Here is a 16,972-nt window from a genome sequence, read left to right as displayed (position 1 = left end):
ACTTTAAAAGGTAAGCACCTTTTTACAGCGGGTTTCGGAGGTTATTATGACGATTTTTGAGCATTACCAAGCACGATACGAAGCGGCACAAGAAGAAGAATACAGTATCGCTGAATTTCTTGAGATTTGTAAAACCGATAAGTCTGCCTACGCCAGCGCACCAGAACGCCTACTCATGGCGATTGGCGAACCACACATGGTAGATACCGCAACGGATGCACGACTAAGCAGGTTATTTTCAAATAGAGTAGTTGCGCGCTACCCTGCCTTTGCTGATTTTTATGGTATGGAAGACGCCATTGAGCAAATAGTTTCTTATTTAAAACACGCCGCCCAAGGGCTTGAAGAGTGCAAACAAGTGCTTTATTTACTTGGACCTGTTGGTGGGGGTAAATCATCCATTGCTGAAAAACTAAAATATTTAATGCAACAAGTGCCTATTTATTCAATTAAAGGCTCTCCGGTAAACGACCATCCCCTTGCATTATTTGACCCAATAGAGGACGCCGACGTACTAAAGCAAGAATACGGTATTAAACCGCGCTACTTAAAAACCATTATGTCGCCTTGGGCTGGAAAACGCTTAAAAGAATTCAATGGTGATATTAGCCAGTTTAGAGTAGTTAAGCGCTACCCTTCTATTTTAAACCAAATAGGCATTGCCAAAACAGAACCTGGAGATGAAAACAACCAGGATATTTCGGCGCTAGTGGGTAAGGTCGATATTCGCCAGCTTGAGCACTTTGCCCAAAACGATCCTGATGCATACGCCTATTCGGGCTCTTTATGTTTAGCTAACCAAGGGCTGATGGAATTTGTAGAAATGTTTAAAGCGCCTATTAAAGTGCTGCATCCTTTACTTACTGCAACCCAAGAAGGTAACTATAACGGCACAGAAGGTATTAGTGCCCTGCCCTTTAATGGCATGATCCTCGCTCACTCGAATGAGTCTGAGTGGCAAACCTTTAAAAACAATAAAAACAACGAAGCATTTTTAGACCGTGTTTATATTGTAAAAGTCCCTTATTGCTTACGTGTAACTGAAGAAATTAAAATTTACGACAAATTACTTGAACACAGCGAGCTATACAACGCGCCATGTGCACCGGGTACACTTAAGACATTGGCGCAATTTACGACGCTATCACGTTTAAAAGAGCCAGAAAATTCAAGTATCTATTCTAAAATGCGGGTATACGATGGCGAGACCCTAAAAGACACCGACCCTAAGGCAAAATCGTATCAAGAGTATCGTGATTACGCAGGGGTTGATGAAGGTATGACGGGATTATCTACTCGTTTTGCGTTTAAAATCTTATCCCGCGTGTTTAACTTTGATACCACTGAGGTTGCTGCAAATCCGGTGCACTTATTTTATGTGCTTGAGCAACAGATAGAGCGCGAGCAATTTTCAAGTGAAATAGAAGAGCGTTATTTAAGCTTTTTAAAAGGCTATTTAATTCCACAATATGTTGAGTTTATAGGTAAAGAACTGCAAACCGCTTATTTAGAATCGTACTCAGAATACGGACAAAATATTTTTGACCGTTATGTTATTTATGCTGATTTTTGGATACAAGACCAAGAATATCGAGACCCCGATACCGGACAACTATTTGACCGCGAGGCACTTAATGCCGAACTTGAAAAAATAGAAAAGCCAGCAGGAATTTCCAATCCTAAAGATTTTCGTAATGAAATAGTGAACTTTGTACTGCGTGCCCGTGCACACAACAACGGTAAAAACCCACTATGGACAAGCTACGAAAAATTACGCACGGTAATTGAGAAAAAAATGTTCTCTAATACCGAAGATTTACTCCCTGTTATTTCGTTTAATACTAAAACGTCTGCAGAGGATCAGCAAAAGCACGAAGACTTTGTGAACCGTATGGTCGAAAAAGGCTATACACAAAAACAAGTTCGCTTGCTTTCTGAGTGGTATTTACGGGTTAGAAAATCGCAATAACCTTCATAGTCGTAGTATATAGGAGGTCAATATGGCGCATTTTATAGATAGGCGTTTAAACGGAAAAAATAAAAGTACGCTTAATCGCCAGCGCTTTATTAGGCGCTATAAAAAACAAATTAAAGAAGCGGTTTCAGATGCGATTAACAAACGCAGCGTTACTGATTCAAGCTCTGGTGAGAGTATTTCTATTCCACAACGCGATATCAGCGAACCTACATTCCATCAAGGGCAAGGCGGGAATAGAGAACAAATTCACCCTGGTAACGATCAGTTTTCTACAGGTGATAAAATTGAGCGCCCTAAAGGCGGACAAGGCGGCGGTGCCGGTGAAGGTGACGCCAGCGATTCGGGCGAAGGGCAAGATGAGTTTGTATTTTCAATATCAAAAGATGAATACCTTGATTTACTGTTTGAAGATTTAGAACTTCCTAACTTACAAGAGAACCAGCTTGATAAGTTAGTGCAAATGAAAACCCACCGCGCAGGGTTTTGTAGTGATGGTATGCCTAGCAATATTGATATTGTCCGCTCATTACAAGGCTCGCTTGCACGGCGTGTTGCCATGAGTGCAGGTAAAAAACGCCGTTTAAAAGAGCTCGAAGAACAACTTGCTCTGCTGCTTGCTGGTCCACATAACGATAAAGCGGCAATTGCTTTATTACAAAAAGAAATTGCAGCATTAAAACTACAAATTAAATCGGTCCCGTTTATTGATAACTACGATTTACGTTTTCGTAATTACGAAAAGCGCCCTCACCCCACCAGCAAAGCGGTAATGTTTTGTATTATGGATGTGTCAGGCTCAATGGATCAGCCAACAAAAGACATGGCAAAGCGCTTTTATATTTTGCTCTATCAATTTTTAACACGCAGCTATAAAGACATAGACGTTGTTTATATTCGCCACCACACACAAGCAAAAGAAGTAGACGAGCAAGAGTTTTTTTATTCCCAAGAAACTGGCGGCACTATTGTTTCAAGCGCACTTAAATTAATGAACGAAATAATAAAAGAGCGTTATCACGCAAACGAGTGGAATGTATACGCCGCACAAGCCTCTGATGGCGATAACTGGGCGGACGACACCCCGCAGTGTGGTGAAATTTTACGTAATAAGCTCTTAAGCGCAGTACGCTATTTTGCTTATATTGAAATAACCACTCGTGCTCATCAAAGCCTATGGCGCGAATATGAATCTATAACACACAGCCATAATAATTTCGCCATACAGCATATTCAAAGCGTTGAAGATATTTACCCAATTTTTAGGGAGCTATTTAAAAAAGGTCGTCAACAGCAAAACTCTGCATAGCCAAAAGCGAGGTAGCATTATGAATGATAAACGATTGAGTGATGGCCCAGATTGGACCTTTGATTTATTAGATGAGTACCAAGGTGAAATTGCCCGTGTTGCAGCTCACTACAGGTTAGACACCTACCCTAATCAAATTGAAGTGATAACCGCAGAGCAGATGATGGATGCTTATTCAAGCGTTGGCATGCCTATTGGCTACAGCCATTGGTCTTACGGTAAAAAGTTCATTCAAACAGAGCAAAATTATAAGCGCGGACAAATGGGTCTCGCTTACGAAATAGTGATAAATTCAGACCCTTGTATTGCGTACTTAATGGAAGAAAATACCCTACCTATGCAAGCGCTTGTAATGGCACATGCATGTTACGGACATAACTCATTTTTTAAAGGTAACTATTTATTTAAAACCTGGACCGATGCTGGCTCAATTATTGATTACTTGGTATTTGCTAAAAACTACATAAGTCGCTGTGAAGAAAAGCACGGTATTACACAAGTAGAAGCCCTGCTCGACTCATGTCATGCATTAATGAATTACGGAGTCGATCGCTACAAACGTCCACAACAAATATCGTTATTTGAAGAACAAAAACGCCAACAAGAGCGTGAAGACTACCTTCAATCGCAAGTAAACGAATTATGGCGGACTATTCCTGAGCAACAGCAAGAAACCAAAAAGAAAGTCCGCCATTTTCCTTCTGAACCCCAAGAAAATATTTTGTATTTTATTGAAAAAAACGCCCCATTACTCGACTCTTGGCAACGAGAAGTTATACGTATTGTACGTAAAATTTCACAATATTTTTACCCACAAAAGCAAACTCAAGTAATGAACGAAGGTTGGTCAACATTTTGGCATTACACTATCCTTAATCACTTATATGATGAGGGAAAGCTCACCGACTCGTTTATGTTAGAATTTTTACAAAGCCACACCAACGTAGTTTATCAGCCACCTTATAACAGTAAGCATTATTCAGGCATTAACCCATATGCTTTAGGCTTTAATATGATGGTTGATATTCGCAGAATATGTGAGCACCCAACACAAGAAGATAAACGCTGGTTCCCTGAATATGCAGGCAGTAATTGGCTAGATACACTGCATTTTGCAATGGAAAACTTTAAAGATGAGAGTTTTATTAGCCAGTTTTTATCGCCGAAGTTAATTCGTGATTTTAAATTATTTACTATTATTGATCATACTAATAATCCCCATTTAGAAATTGGCGCAATACATAACGACAACGGCTATAAAGCAGTGAGAGAAGCCCTCTCAGCGCAGTACAACTTGAGTAATCATGAGCCTAACATTCAAGTGTATGATGTTGATATTAGAGGTGACCGTTCACTAACCTTACGCTATGTACCCCATAATAATATTCCTTTAGCAAACTCGCACAAAGAAGTAATTAAGCATCTTTACAGATTATGGGGGTTTAAAGTAAAACTTGAACAAGAGTCAAATTGTGGTGAGGTCTCTATAATTGGTCAGTGTCCAACCGATGACTCTCGACACACAACTGAGTAACAATAGGGGATAATAAAAATTTGTTGTGCTGGTTGGCTTAGCTGACTATACAAACAACCCTATTATTTAACTCTAAATTCTGGATATAAAAAATGACGCTTAAGCGTCATTTTTTATATCTTCGTAGGCTATTACTTTATTTCGCCCTGTATTTTTAGATTGGTACAATGCTTTATCTGCAGCCTCTATCCAGCGCTCATGATTTTTAAAATCATTACTGTTACCAGCTAGCCCTATACTTACCGTCATTGTTATTTCAAAGTGTTTATACTTAACAGGGTTAGTTTCAATCAGTACCCTTAAGCGCTCAGCAAATACAAAAGCGCCTTCTTTATCTGTATCAAGTAATGTCACTGCAAACTCTTCACCGCCATAACGCCCTGCAACATCAGTTTCGCGCAGCGTCGTACGTAGTAAGTTAGATAAATGACGGAGCGCTTCATCACCGCAGCTATGTCCGTATTCATCATTTATTTTTTTAAAGTGATCAATATCAAACATTAATAATGTACTACAGCCACCACTTCGCTTAACTCTCAAAAACTCTTGGCGCAATGTACCTTCCCAATGTCCACGGTTTGCAAGCTGCGTTAAGCTATCTGTTTGACTTACTTGTTCTAATTTTTTGTTTAACTCTTCAAGCTCTTTTTTATTTACCGCGACATCTGTTACATCATACAAAATAATACAAATATGGCTAACTTCGCCCATCGTATTTGTAAGAGGGATAAATGTTGCATTTTGATACATGTAATCAGCTTTACCAGTAATAGGTCGATAATTTTTAAACCTAAAAATGTATGGCTGCTGCTCCCAAATCGTAAAAGAGCGGTTTTTTAAAACAAAAACCGATTCTGATTTACTTCTAAACCATTTTTCGTCTATTGCTGGAAATAAATCAAATAGGTCTTTATCTTTTACTGCGCTTGGTAGAAGCCCTGAATGGTTTTCCATAAAACCATTCCATACACACACCTTATAATCTCTATCAAGTACTACAAGGCCTACATCAACGGTATTAAACATATCCATTAACCAATGGATCTCATTCATTTCTAAATCTGCAGCCATAACTTAATCTTCTAATAGGTAAGCAACTTTATACTTCAAAGTTTTAAGTGAATCTTCAGTAAATAACAGCATGAGGTCGCAATTTATATCATGGTTTTCAATACCGTAACTAATCTCTATAGCAAGGGTGCGTTGCCAACGTGACTTGTTTGATTTAACCAGCTCAGACACATCTCTGTGTTGGCCAAGTACTATTGGGTGCCCTTGGCTAAATGACATATCGAGCTGTTTTGAAAGACCCGTTAAAATAGCGCCTATCAAAATATTACTAATATCCATAAGCAGCTCAAGTTCAATTTTATCGTTTAACTCGCCGTCATAATTCATCAAAGAAGCTATTTCTTTAAAGCTTGAATCATTTAAAAGTAATAGCGCCTCGCCCGAAATGCCACCGCCAATAAAGCCCTGACACACACCCGATGTAGCTGCATTATTATCTATAGACTGCAGCGCCATATCGAGTTCATTAACTTCCAAAATATTCACATTAGGAATTGGTAGCTCTACGAACACATTAAGAAGACGTGCAAGTAAATCCCCAGCCTGTCCCATAGCAACGTTAGTTAGCTCTTGGTATATATCCCGAACATCAGGGTCGACTTGCTCTCCAAGCGAATGAGAGAGACGCTCACGCATGGCTTTATCTTTAATCCCATGATGTTCAATTATGCTGGCTAGTTTTTCGGGGGAGCATGGTTTTTGAATGAAATTGATAGCACCAAGTTCAAGTACTCTTTGATGTGCACTTGGCTGTATATCACCAGAGACAACAACCGTGAGTATGTTTAGCCCCTGTTCTTTCATAGCGATTAATACTTCATACCCATCCATTTCAGGCATATTTAAATCGAGAAAAAGTATTTCTGGTTCAATTAACTTTATTTGCTTTATGCAATCAACGCCGTCGAGTGCAAATTCAACTTTAATATCCCAATCTTCAGGTAATGAACGAGCTAGCTGACGCCTAGCTAATTTTGAGTCATCACATATTAGTACCGATGTTGACATATTATCTCTCTGTTTCTAACCAGTAATGAGCATTAAAATCATTTTATGATGGTTTTTATTTTTATTATTGAAGATATATTTTATAACTTCATGTTAATCAAAGTTTAGCACAGTTACAATTTTTATATTGCAGAACTAATCCCAACTTCATTAGGGCGGTATAATCTCTTGGTTACTATAGCGCAGTATAATACACTGACGCCCATTGCGTTAATTTAAAAGGAAATACCTTATGTTACGTTCACTTACCTTTGCTTTGAGCGCATTTTGCTCTGTGGCTATTGCAGCCGATTACCCAGAAAACACGCTAGACATAGGAAAAGTATCTGCACAAGGCAAACCAGTCACTTTATTAGGCAAAGGTGTCTCAGTAGGTGATAGTGCGCCAAATTTCAAAGTAGTTGATGACAACTTCATCCCTGTGACACTTGAGGATTACAAAGGCCAAGCTGTATTGATAAGTGTAGTGCCAAGTCTTGATACAGGTATTTGCAGCCTGCAAACTAAGCATTTTAATGAAAAAGTAGCCTCGCAATTTCCAAGTGTTGTAATGCTAACAATTAGTGCTGATTTACCATTTGCTCAAAAGCGTTTTTGCAAAGCTGAAAATATCGATAAAATCACTACGTTATCAGATTCTGTTTGGCGCGATTTTGGCCAAAAATACGGATTGATTATTAAAGATATGGGCTTATTAACGCGAACGGTATTTATTTTAGATGAAAGCCATAACGTCATTTATAAACAATTAGTTAGTAGCCTTTCAACTGAACCAGAATACAACAGCGTAATTGAGAAACTTAAAACGCTTTAAAGCCGATTAAATAGCACTGATTAAGCAATGCTAAACAACCTTAAAACAAAAAACCGCCAATTGGCGGTTTTTTAATGTGCTTTTATAATTAACCTAAAAGCTCACCAAGTTGTGAACTTACAGCTTCAACAGCTTGTGTACCATCTAGTTTGTGGTATTGAGTATTACCAGCAGCAGCTTCTGCTTGGTAGTAATCAACTAATGGCATAGTTTGCTCGTGATAAATACCTAAACGTTTACGTACTGTTTCTTCAGTATCATCAGCGCGAACAATTAAGTCTTCCCCAGTTTCGTTGTCTTTACCTTCCACTTTTGGTGGATTATATACAATATGGTAAACACGACCAGAACCAGGATGAACACGACGTCCGCCCATACGTTCAACAATCACTTCGTCAGCCACGTCAAATTCAATAACGTGATCAACCACTACGCCATTTTCTTTCATCGCATCAGCTTGAGGAATTGTGCGTGGGAAGCCATCAAGTAAAAAACCTTTCTCACAATCAGCTTTAGTAATACGCTCTTTTACTAAACCAATAATAATATCGTCAGAAATTAGTTGACCAGCATCCATTACTTTTTTTGCTTCTAGGCCTAGTGGTGTGCCTTCTTTAATTGCCGCACGTAACATATCGCCAGTAGAAATTTGTGGAATACCGTATTTGTCCATTAAAAACTGAGCTTGAGTACCTTTACCTGCACCCGGCGCGCCCAAAAGAATAATGCGCATATTATTGTCCCCTAGTATGGATATTTATTTTAAAGCCTGAATTCTTCCACAAGCGCCGCAGATACTCAAGCAACTTATACTAATTGATGAGTTGTTGATGTATTTACAGCGCATTAAAAAAGGGAACACACGTTCCCTTTTATTTAAAGTATATAATTTATACTTTTATTAACTAAATAAGTAGTTAACTACTTACTTAGTTCAAGCATTAGCTTGTTTAAGCGAGTAACGAATCCTGTTGGATCTTTAAGTGTACCGCGTTCTGCAAGTAATGCTTGGTCTAATAAAACATGTGACCACTGTGAAAACTTATCTTCATCTTGTTCGTCATTCAAATGCTTAACAAGTTGATGCTCAGGGTTTAGCTCAAACACAGGTTTAGCTTCAGGGGCTGCTTGACCAACAGATTCCATTAGCTTTTGCATTTGTGAGCTCATGTCATTGTCGTCGCTTACAACACATGCTGGAGAGTCTGTTAAGCGGTGCGTAAAGCGCACTTCTTTAACGTCATCACCTAGTGCTGTTTTAATACGTTCAACAAGGCCTGCCATCTCTTTTTCAGACTCTTCTTGCGCTTTTTTAGTTTCTTCGTCGTCCAGCTTACCTAAATCTAAATCACCACGTGTAATTGACTGTAGTTGCTTATCAGCAAATTCAGTTAAGTGGCTCATCATCCACTCATCAACACGGTCACTTAGTAGTAATACTTCAATACCTTTTTTGCGGAAAATCTCTAAATGCGGTGAGTTTTTCGCAGAAGTAAATGTATCAGCTACTACATAATAAATTTTATCTTGACCTTCGTTCATGCGCTCAACATATTGCTCAAGCGACACATCTTGCGTTTCTGAATCAGTATGAGTAGACGAAAAGCGTAGTAGCTTACATACGGCTTCTTTATTTGCCGCATCTTCAGCTGGGCCTTCTTTCATTACTTGGCCAAACTCATTCCAAAATACTTGGTAATCGTCAGCTTTGTTTTTAGCCATACGCTCAAGCATTTTAATAATGCGCGATGTACACCCTTTACGAATAGCTTGCGTTACTTTGTTATCTTGTAGAATTTCACGAGATACGTTTAGTGGTAAATCGTTTGAATCTAGTAAACCTTTCACAAAACGAAGGTAGCTTGGCATGAACTGCTCAGCATCATCCATTACAAATACACGTTGTACGTAAAGTTTTAAGCCACTTTGACGTTCACGGTTCCATAAATCGAAAGGTGCTTTTTTAGGGATGTATAAAAGGCTCGTGTATTCAGTTTTACCTTCAACCTTATTATGTGCCCAGCTAAGTGGATCTTCCCAGTCGTGGCTTACGTGCTTGTAAAACTCTTTATATTCTTCATCAGAAAGCTCTGACTTATCACGCGTCCACAATGCAGTTGCACGGTTAATGCTTTCCCATTCACCTGGTACTGCTGGAATTTTTTCGCCGTCTTCGCCTTCAGACTCTGGTACTTCTGCTTTAAACATTTGTACAGGTGTTGAAATATGATCTGAGTATTTAGTAACAATGCCGCGCAGGCGGTAATCGTCAGCAAATTCTTTTTCTTCATCACGAAGATGTAAAATAATGTCGGTACCACGGCCTTCTTTTTCAATTTCTTGAAGCGTGTATTCGCCCTCACCTTGAGATTCCCACTCGTAAGCTGTTGTTTCACCCGCTTTACGTGTACGAACAGTTACTAAATCGGCAACAATAAATGCTGAGTAAAAACCAACACCAAATTGACCAATTAACTGTGAATCTTTACTTTGATCCCCTGTTAAGTTTTTGAAAAACTCAGCAGTACCTGACTTTGCAATAGTACCTAGCGAGCTAATTACTTCATCGCGTGTCATACCAATACCATTATCAGAAATGGTAATTGTATTTGCTTCTTTATCTGCGCTAATACGAACACGTAAATCGGCATCACCTTGATAAAGGTCGCCTTGAGATAGCGCTAAAAAGCGTAACTTGTCTGCCGCATCTGATGCGTTTGACACAAGTTCGCGTAAAAATATTTCTTTATTAGAATAAAGAGAATGAATCATTAAGTTTAATAATTGTTTTACTTCTGTTTGAAAGCCTAATGTTTCTTTTTGTGCTGCAGTCATTTATATATCTCCAATTTGCAAAGTGTCTGCGTTATGCACTTAATATGGGGTGAGGTGTTAGAACTTCAAGGGAAAAATCAAAAAAAGGTGAAACGAAAAAATAGAATATCTCGTTTATCTAAAATGGGTGCGGACAATTAATATGAATCTTTTCGCTTGTTGTTGGGTGTTCAAAATATAAATCGCTGGCATGTAATTGTAAGCGCCCTGCCATGTACTCACTTTGTGCACTTTTATATAAATCACAGCCTAAAATTGGGTGCCCTATAAACTGGCTGTGTATTCGTAGTTGATGGGTACGTCCGGTAACGGGCGTAAATTGCACTAAGGTTCTGCACGGTTGTTTAAGCCGCTCAAGCACACTGTATTCACTCACCGCTACTTTGCCCGTCGCTTGGCAAATTTTAACTCGCGGAAAAAGCAGCTTATCCTTTGCTATTGGCGCAGTAATTGACCCCTTATCAACAGCCAAGATCCCTTCGAGCATGGCTACATAACGCTTTTGAATAGTACGCGCCTGAAACTGTATATTAAGATGCTTGGATGCTTTGGCGTTTAATCCGACAATCATAATGCCCGATGTACCCAAATCTAACCGATGCGGTAACTTAGCCTCAGCAAAAGCGGCTGTTAACCCTTTTTGACCATGCACTAAACGGTAATGTACTGAGTCCCAGTTAAGCGGGTTTTTACCCGACAAACTTAATAACCCACTGGGTTTATTGATCAGTAAAATATCGTCATCTTGATATAATATTTCAATAAACCCAGCGCATTTAGGCACTACAAAGTCATCAACTATAATGTGTGGTTCTGAAGGTGTTTGCGATGTTGAGTTATCTATTAAGTTCAGCATTAAATTAGTCACTATCTTTTGAATAAAGCGCTTTTAAAGCCAATACTTGCTCACGTAAATCGTCTGCTACTACTTTGTCAGCTGCAATCGGTCCACCCACTGCAACCGACACTAAAGACCATTTTAATCTGGGTAGTTGCCACTTAGCTTTTCGGCTAAACATACTTCCCCACAAGCCCCCTAAATGCACAGGAATAACGGGCACAGGTGAGCGTTCAATAATACGCTCTATTCCGCGGCGAAAAATATCCACTGAGCCATCACTAGTCAGCTTTCCTTCAGGGAAAATACCAACAAGTTCGCCTTTATTAAGCGCAGCGGCTACTTCGTCAAACGCTTTTTTAAACGCTTCCGGATTGGTTTTTTCACTGTTAATGGGAATAGCTTTGGCCATTTTAAATAACCAATGTAGGGCTGGCGAATAATAAATAGGGGCAAATACCATAAATCGGATAGGCCTTGGTGATGCTGCTAAAATAAACATCCAATCGACAAAGCTCACGTGATTACACACTATAACGGCAGCGCCTTCATCTGGAATATTACTCTCACCTTTTGTGCGCACTCGGTACATACAAATAGCTAAAATATATATAATAAATCGTAAAAAGAACTCTGGTACTTTGGTATAAATATAAACAGAGATAAGTAAGTTTAGCCCAGCTAGTAACAGTAGTAGTTCTGAAATACTCCACTCCAGAATAGACAACGTTACAATACTTAAAACAGCACTGCCCACCATAAACAACGCATTTAATACATTGTTAGCCGCTATAACACGTGAGCGACTCGACTCTTCAGTACGCTGTTGAATAAGCGCATACAACGGTACAGTATAAAAACCAGAGCCAATGCCAATGCCTGCCATCCATACAAAATGCCACAACATGTCGCCTGTTTCTAATAACTGCTCAAGCGTCAATAATTCAAGGTTTTGAGGTAAATAAGAGCTAATAGCGCTCTCTTGGCTCAGTAAGAATAAAAACAAGGTAATTAAAATAGCGCCAAAAGGCACAATGCCTAATTCTATTCGAGAGCGAGAAAGCTTTTCACACAATAACGAACCAATAGCAATACTTAGTGAAAACACAACGAGTGCACTAGTTACTACCAGTTCATCCCCGCCCATTGTGTGTTTTACATAATTTGGTAAGGAGGTTAAAACAATTGCGCCAATTAACCAAAACCAACTGATCCCAAGTACTGATTTACCAACCGATTCTGTTTGCGAATTAAGTGCTGAAAATACGTTTTTTGTGGATGAAAATATATTATAGGTAAATTTTAAGTTAGGCTCGTTTGCCTCACTAATGGGTATAAAGCGACTGCTCACATACCCCATAACGGCCAGTACTAATACGGCAATACTTATAAGCGTAGGCCCTACTGATTGAGTAATATAATAGGTGCCAAAAATTGTACCAATTAATATTGCTACAAACGTGCCTGATTCAACCAAGCCATTCGCTTTTGTTAATTCATTAGGGGCTACGTGCTGCGGTAAAATAGAGTATTTTAATGGACCAAAAAACGTACTTTGTACGCCCATTAAAAATACGGTGGCTAACATCAGCCAAACATACTGCGTTAAAATAGAGACAGCCCCTACAACCATAATAGGGATTTCACATAGCTTTACGATTCTGATTAGTTTGGATTTTTCTGTTTTTTCAGCTAGCTGCCCCGCCATCCCTGAAAATAAAAAGAAAGGTAGGATAAATAACCCAGCAGCAATATTTGAATAAAGTGCGCCATCAGCAAGCGTTGCAGCCTGAAATATCAATAGAATAAGCACTGATTGCTTATACACGTTATCGTTTATCGCTGAGAAAAACTGCGTAATAAAAAGCGGTAAAAAACGCTTACTACCCAGCAATGTACCTTGGTAGGGTTGATTATCTTTCATTGTGTTCCTTACTAATTAGATAGATAGCCTACAAGAATAAAACATAACAGGCCACCTCTAAGCTTACCTTAAAAACAAAAAAGCCTACATAATTTAATCATGTAGGCTTTTACAGTTTGTTTTCAAATAGTGGCTTAGAATTAGTCTTGTGTAACTAAACGCCTGCCGCTAAAAGCATGCATAAGCGTTCTACCATCTACTAAATCAAGCTCGCCCCCCACAGGAATACCGTGAGCAATACGCGAAGCACCTACTTTATATTTATGACAAAGCTGAGCAATATAATGAGCTGTAGTATCGCCTTCAACGGTAGGGTTAGTCGCTAAAATAACCTCATTAATACCGCCTTGAGCAAGTTTTTGCTCTAGAACATCTAAGCCAATTTCTTTAGGGCCGATACCGTCAATTGGCGATAAATGACCCATTAAAACAAAGTATAGCCCTAAGTACTGACCCGTTTGCTCAATGGCAAGCACATCAGTAGGCGATTCAACAACACATAATATGCCGCTGTCTTGACGCTTTGTACTTAAACAAATGTCGCACTGAGCTTGTTCGCAAAAAGTACGACAAGACTGACAATGCCCTATCGCTGTCATTGCTTTAGTGAGTGCATTACCAAGCTGAGTGCCCCCTTTACGGTCGCGCTCAAGCAAGTGAAAAGCAATACGTTGCGCTGACTTTGGACCAATGCCCGGTTGGCAGCGCAGTGCTTCTATAAGCTGATTTAAACTATCTGAAAGTTGCATTATTTACTTAAAACGGCATTTTCATACCTGGTGGTAATTGCATACCGCCAGTTACTTTACCCATGCGCTCTTGTGTTTCTTCTGCAACACGGCGTACAGCATCGTTACATGCTGCTGCAAGTAAGTCTTCAATCATGTCTTTGTCGTCTTCCATTAGGCTTTCATCAAGCTGAACACGACGTACGTTGTGGTTACCAAGCATGGTTACTTTAACTAAACCGGCACCGGCTTCGCCAACAACTTCTAATGTTGCAATTTCGTCTTGGGCTTTTTGCATGCGATCTTGCATTTGCTGCGCTTGCTTCATCATGTTGCCCATTCCACCTTTAAACATAACTTTCTCTCTTTCTTTTAATACATTAATTAACATGAACATAAGGGCGATTGTAAGTAATTACAATGCCTGAATACTGTTTTCGTCGATTTCGGCGCTAAATACTTGCTGAAATTGTACTATGTTTTCGTCAGATGTGATCACATCGATTGCTTGTTGATGACGACCTGCATCAATTTTTTGCTGAATAAGATAAGGAGAGTCAATAACTCCCTTAGCAAAATTAATACTTAACGACACGTTATGCTCATAAATACTCGACAGTGCCGCATCTAATCTTTGGCGAAGCATCGGTGTATCTAAATGCTTTTGTGATTCATCAACATCTATATGTAAACTGTTGCCTTGCTTGGTAAATATTGAATGCAGTGCAAATTGGCGCATACGACCACCCAGCCCCATACGTTTAATTAAATAAGCCCATTCATCTTGTTGATGTGCAAATCTAATTTCACTAATTGGGCTTTGAAAATCATCAGGCGCAGGAATACTTACTTCCTCTGGCACTATTTCGGGCGCTTTTTGAGGGTTTATTTGCTCAAGTAATTCTGGCGCTAAATTTTCGGTAATTGTTTGGTGCTTTGCTTTAAAATCAATCTTATTAGCTGGCTTTGTGCTGGATTGACTATGTACCTGGGTTTGGCCCCCTGTTACTGGGAGCTCATGCTTTTTTTCACTCTCACCTGCGCTATCAGTTGCCCAAGGAGGGGTATCGCCAGACGCAGTGCTTGAAGGGCCATTAAGCTCACTTGCACTTGTATCTGCACTACCTTGATGAACACTTTGGGCTTTAGGCATTCTTGGATGCTGTTCAGGCTTTTTAGCAGGTGCTTGGCTTGGTTGTGCTGCTAGATTACTCGCAGATGTATTTGTATTCTTACTTGATAACCTACCTGCACCCGATATGTTTCTGTCACGTAAAATACGGGCAATGGCCGATTGAGCTTGCGCTTCTTGCTCGGCAATTGGTGTAGTTACATTTTGATTAGCTGCAAGCTCTAATGAAGGATCTGAATTTGTCTTAGTAGCAGGGTTAAAGCCCTGATCTACAGCGCTACTCATTATATCGTCAAACTGCGAGGCTAACGTTTGTTCAGCATCGCTGTGTTGCATATAAGCTTCATCTTCACTTTGACGCTGGGCTTGATCATCCGAAACAACATTAGCTTGTGGTTGCTCATTAACTGAGACTTGTTGTTCAGGAGTGTTTTCTGTTTGTTGAACCGGTTGCTCTACTGCATCATTCGCTGGTTCATTTTTACTTTCTGCGACTTCATCATTAGATATTTCAGTGGCAATCGTTGGCGCTGATTCAACTGGTTTTGGTTGTTCGGTATTATTAACCGGCAAGGCATTGCTTACCTGCTCACGGCTAGCACTTGATAAGCTATTTTGCGGTGTTTTATTTTTATTTAATATATCTCGCAGTGCACTTGCTCGGCCTTGCTTATTTTGAGCCGGCTCTTCATTAACTATAGGTACACTTTGTTGAGCGTCTGTAGGCTTAAATGCTAATAGTCTTAGCATGATCATTTCAAAACCTAAGCGAGGCTCTGGTGCCCATTGTAAATCTTTTTTACCATTTAACAGCAACTGATAATAAACTTGAATTTGCTGTGGGCTCGTATGCTGTGCAACATGAGCAATATAATCTACATTTTTTTCATCAAGCCCTGCCGCTTCTGGCACTAACTGGGTTAGTTGAGTCAAATGCGTAAGTGCAATTAAATCATCAAGCAATGCCACATAATTAGGATTACGACTTGCCACTTGTGCAATTTCATCCATTAATGCAGCACCATCTTGAGCAAGTAATGCTGCAAGCAAGCTTTGGCTGTAATGGGTATCCATTAAACCAAGCATAGTTTGTACTGCTTGATTATTAATATCACCATTTGTTTGCGCAATAGCTTGGTCGGTTAAGCTAAGTGCATCACGCATACTGCCATCAGCGGCTTTTGAAATAATACTAAGTGCATCGGTATCAAAGCTAAGCTGCTCTTGAGTAAGTACGTGTTCAAGCTGTGTTTTAATTTCACTTTGCGATAACGCATTTAAGTTAAATTGCAAACAGCGAGATAAAATAGTAACGGGTAACTTTTGAGGATCGGTCGTCGCTAATAAAAATTTCACATGCTCTGGTGGTTCTTCAAGCGTTTTTAAAAGTGCATTGAAACTGTGCTTTGAGAGCATGTGAACTTCATCGATTAGATATACTTTATAACGTCCACGCGTTGGCGCATATTGAACGTTATCGAGTATTTCGCGGGTGTCCTCTACTTTGGTTCGAGAAGCCGCATCTATTTCGAGTAAATCAATGTAGCGCCCTGCTTCTATATCTAAACAGCTGCTACATTGACCACACGGATTTGCAGATATACCTTCGTCGCAATTTAAGCTTTTAGCAAAAATACGTGCAATGGTCGTTTTACCTACACCGCGGGTTCCAGTGAATAAATAAGCGTGATGCAGTCTATTTTGTGTAAGCGCATTTACAAGCGCTTGCTTAACATGAGACTGCCCAACCAATTCATGAAAGGTTTGAGGACGCCATTTTCTCGCTAGAACCTGATAACTCATC

At 39.6% G+C, this 16,972-nt stretch carries 13 protein-coding genes; 4 read left to right on the top strand and 9 right to left on the bottom strand.

Annotated elements, in window-relative coordinates; genetic code table 11:
* The first annotated feature begins 46 nt into the window (after positions 1–46).
* Genes WNY98_RS06045 through WNY98_RS06035 form a run of 3 tightly spaced genes read left to right on the top strand, consistent with a single transcriptional unit; the run spans position 47 to position 4,818 of the window.
* Positions 47–1,969 (top strand): PrkA family serine protein kinase, encoded by a 1,923-nt coding sequence (locus WNY98_RS06045; RefSeq protein ID WP_342877383.1) that lies wholly within the window; start codon positions 47–49, stop codon positions 1,967–1,969.
* 31 nt (positions 1,970–2,000) lie between these two features.
* Complete coding sequence (locus WNY98_RS06040; RefSeq protein ID WP_342877382.1) at positions 2,001–3,284, top strand: YeaH/YhbH family protein; 1,284 nt, start codon at positions 2,001–2,003, stop codon at positions 3,282–3,284.
* Positions 3,285–3,303: 19 nt separating this feature from the next.
* Positions 3,304–4,818, top strand: a complete 1,515-nt coding sequence (locus WNY98_RS06035) for a SpoVR family protein (RefSeq protein WP_342877381.1) — start codon at positions 3,304–3,306, stop codon at positions 4,816–4,818.
* A 99-nt stretch (positions 4,819–4,917) separates the two neighbouring features.
* Here the strand turns inward: WNY98_RS06035 and WNY98_RS06030 are convergent, their stop codons facing one another.
* Together WNY98_RS06030 and WNY98_RS06025 are read right to left on the bottom strand one after the other, a co-directional pair.
* Positions 4,918–5,889 (bottom strand): diguanylate cyclase, encoded by a 972-nt coding sequence (locus WNY98_RS06030; protein WP_342877380.1) that lies wholly within the window; start codon positions 5,887–5,889, stop codon positions 4,918–4,920.
* 3 nt (positions 5,890–5,892) lie between these two features.
* Positions 5,893–6,897: a response regulator gene (locus tag WNY98_RS06025; protein WP_342877379.1), complete on the bottom strand. Its 1,005-nt coding sequence runs from the start codon at positions 6,895–6,897 to the stop codon at positions 5,893–5,895.
* Between the two features lie 232 nt (positions 6,898–7,129).
* Here WNY98_RS06025 and tpx point away from each other — a divergent pair, with 232 nt between their 5' ends.
* Positions 7,130–7,711 (top strand): thiol peroxidase, encoded by a 582-nt coding sequence (gene tpx, locus WNY98_RS06020; RefSeq protein ID WP_342877378.1) that lies wholly within the window; start codon positions 7,130–7,132, stop codon positions 7,709–7,711.
* A gap of 88 nt (positions 7,712–7,799) precedes the next feature.
* Here the strand turns inward: tpx and adk are convergent, their stop codons facing one another.
* The 7 genes from adk to dnaX all read right to left on the bottom strand — a co-directional run bounded on the left by adk (position 7,800) and on the right by dnaX (position 16,971).
* Entirely contained in the window at positions 7,800–8,444 is a 645-nt protein-coding gene (adk, locus tag WNY98_RS06015; protein ID WP_010553395.1) for an adenylate kinase, read from the bottom strand.
* Positions 8,445–8,632: 188 nt separating this feature from the next.
* Positions 8,633–10,546 (bottom strand): molecular chaperone HtpG, encoded by a 1,914-nt coding sequence (gene htpG / locus WNY98_RS06010; protein WP_007584077.1) that lies wholly within the window; start codon positions 10,544–10,546, stop codon positions 8,633–8,635.
* A gap of 118 nt (positions 10,547–10,664) precedes the next feature.
* Entirely contained in the window at positions 10,665–11,402 is a 738-nt protein-coding gene (locus WNY98_RS06005; RefSeq protein WP_342877377.1) for an RluA family pseudouridine synthase, read from the bottom strand.
* A 4-nt stretch (positions 11,403–11,406) separates the two neighbouring features.
* A complete protein-coding gene (locus tag WNY98_RS06000) occupies positions 11,407–13,308 on the bottom strand; it encodes an MFS transporter (RefSeq protein ID WP_342877376.1) in 1,902 nt (633 codons plus the stop codon).
* A gap of 140 nt (positions 13,309–13,448) precedes the next feature.
* Positions 13,449–14,057 carry a recombination mediator RecR gene (gene recR, locus WNY98_RS05995; RefSeq protein WP_008165968.1) on the bottom strand — a complete coding sequence of 203 codons (609 nt, stop codon included), beginning with the start codon at positions 14,055–14,057 and terminating at the stop codon, positions 13,449–13,451.
* 7 nt (positions 14,058–14,064) lie between these two features.
* A complete protein-coding gene (locus WNY98_RS05990; RefSeq protein ID WP_002962306.1) occupies positions 14,065–14,391 on the bottom strand; it encodes a YbaB/EbfC family nucleoid-associated protein in 327 nt (108 codons plus the stop codon).
* A 60-nt stretch (positions 14,392–14,451) separates the two neighbouring features.
* Positions 14,452–16,971, bottom strand: a complete 2,520-nt coding sequence (gene dnaX, locus WNY98_RS05985; protein ID WP_342877375.1) for a DNA polymerase III subunit gamma/tau — start codon at positions 16,969–16,971, stop codon at positions 14,452–14,454.
* Position 16,972 lies beyond the last annotated feature (1 nt).

It is taken from the genome of Pseudoalteromonas sp. AS71 (assembly GCF_038900275.1).
GTDB lineage: Bacteria > Pseudomonadota > Gammaproteobacteria > Enterobacterales > Alteromonadaceae > Pseudoalteromonas.
Note: the sequence above shows the minus strand (reverse complement) of the source record. Positions and strands in the feature narration are given on the sequence as shown.

Coding starts and splice junctions, on each gene's coding strand:
- adk (WP_010553395.1), bottom strand. CDS start 8,444: ATGCGCATTATTCTTTTGGGCGCGCCGGGTGCAGGTAAAGGTACTCAA.
- WNY98_RS06025 (WP_342877379.1), bottom strand. CDS start 6,897: ATGTCAACATCGGTACTAATATGTGATGACTCAAAATTAGCTAGGCGT.
- tpx (WP_342877378.1), top strand. CDS start 7,130: ATGTTACGTTCACTTACCTTTGCTTTGAGCGCATTTTGCTCTGTGGCT.
- recR (WP_008165968.1), bottom strand. CDS start 14,057: ATGCAACTTTCAGATAGTTTAAATCAGCTTATAGAAGCACTGCGCTGC.
- WNY98_RS06000 (WP_342877376.1), bottom strand. CDS start 13,308: ATGAAAGATAATCAACCCTACCAAGGTACATTGCTGGGTAGTAAGCGT.
- WNY98_RS06045 (WP_342877383.1), top strand. CDS start 47: ATGACGATTTTTGAGCATTACCAAGCACGATACGAAGCGGCACAAGAA.
- WNY98_RS06040 (WP_342877382.1), top strand. CDS start 2,001: ATGGCGCATTTTATAGATAGGCGTTTAAACGGAAAAAATAAAAGTACG.
- dnaX (WP_342877375.1), bottom strand. CDS start 16,971: ATGAGTTATCAGGTTCTAGCGAGAAAATGGCGTCCTCAAACCTTTCAT.
- htpG (WP_007584077.1), bottom strand. CDS start 10,546: ATGACTGCAGCACAAAAAGAAACATTAGGCTTTCAAACAGAAGTAAAA.
- WNY98_RS05990 (WP_002962306.1), bottom strand. CDS start 14,391: ATGTTTAAAGGTGGAATGGGCAACATGATGAAGCAAGCGCAGCAAATG.
- WNY98_RS06030 (WP_342877380.1), bottom strand. CDS start 5,889: ATGGCTGCAGATTTAGAAATGAATGAGATCCATTGGTTAATGGATATG.
- WNY98_RS06035 (WP_342877381.1), top strand. CDS start 3,304: ATGAATGATAAACGATTGAGTGATGGCCCAGATTGGACCTTTGATTTA.
- WNY98_RS06005 (WP_342877377.1), bottom strand. CDS start 11,402: ATGCTGAACTTAATAGATAACTCAACATCGCAAACACCTTCAGAACCA.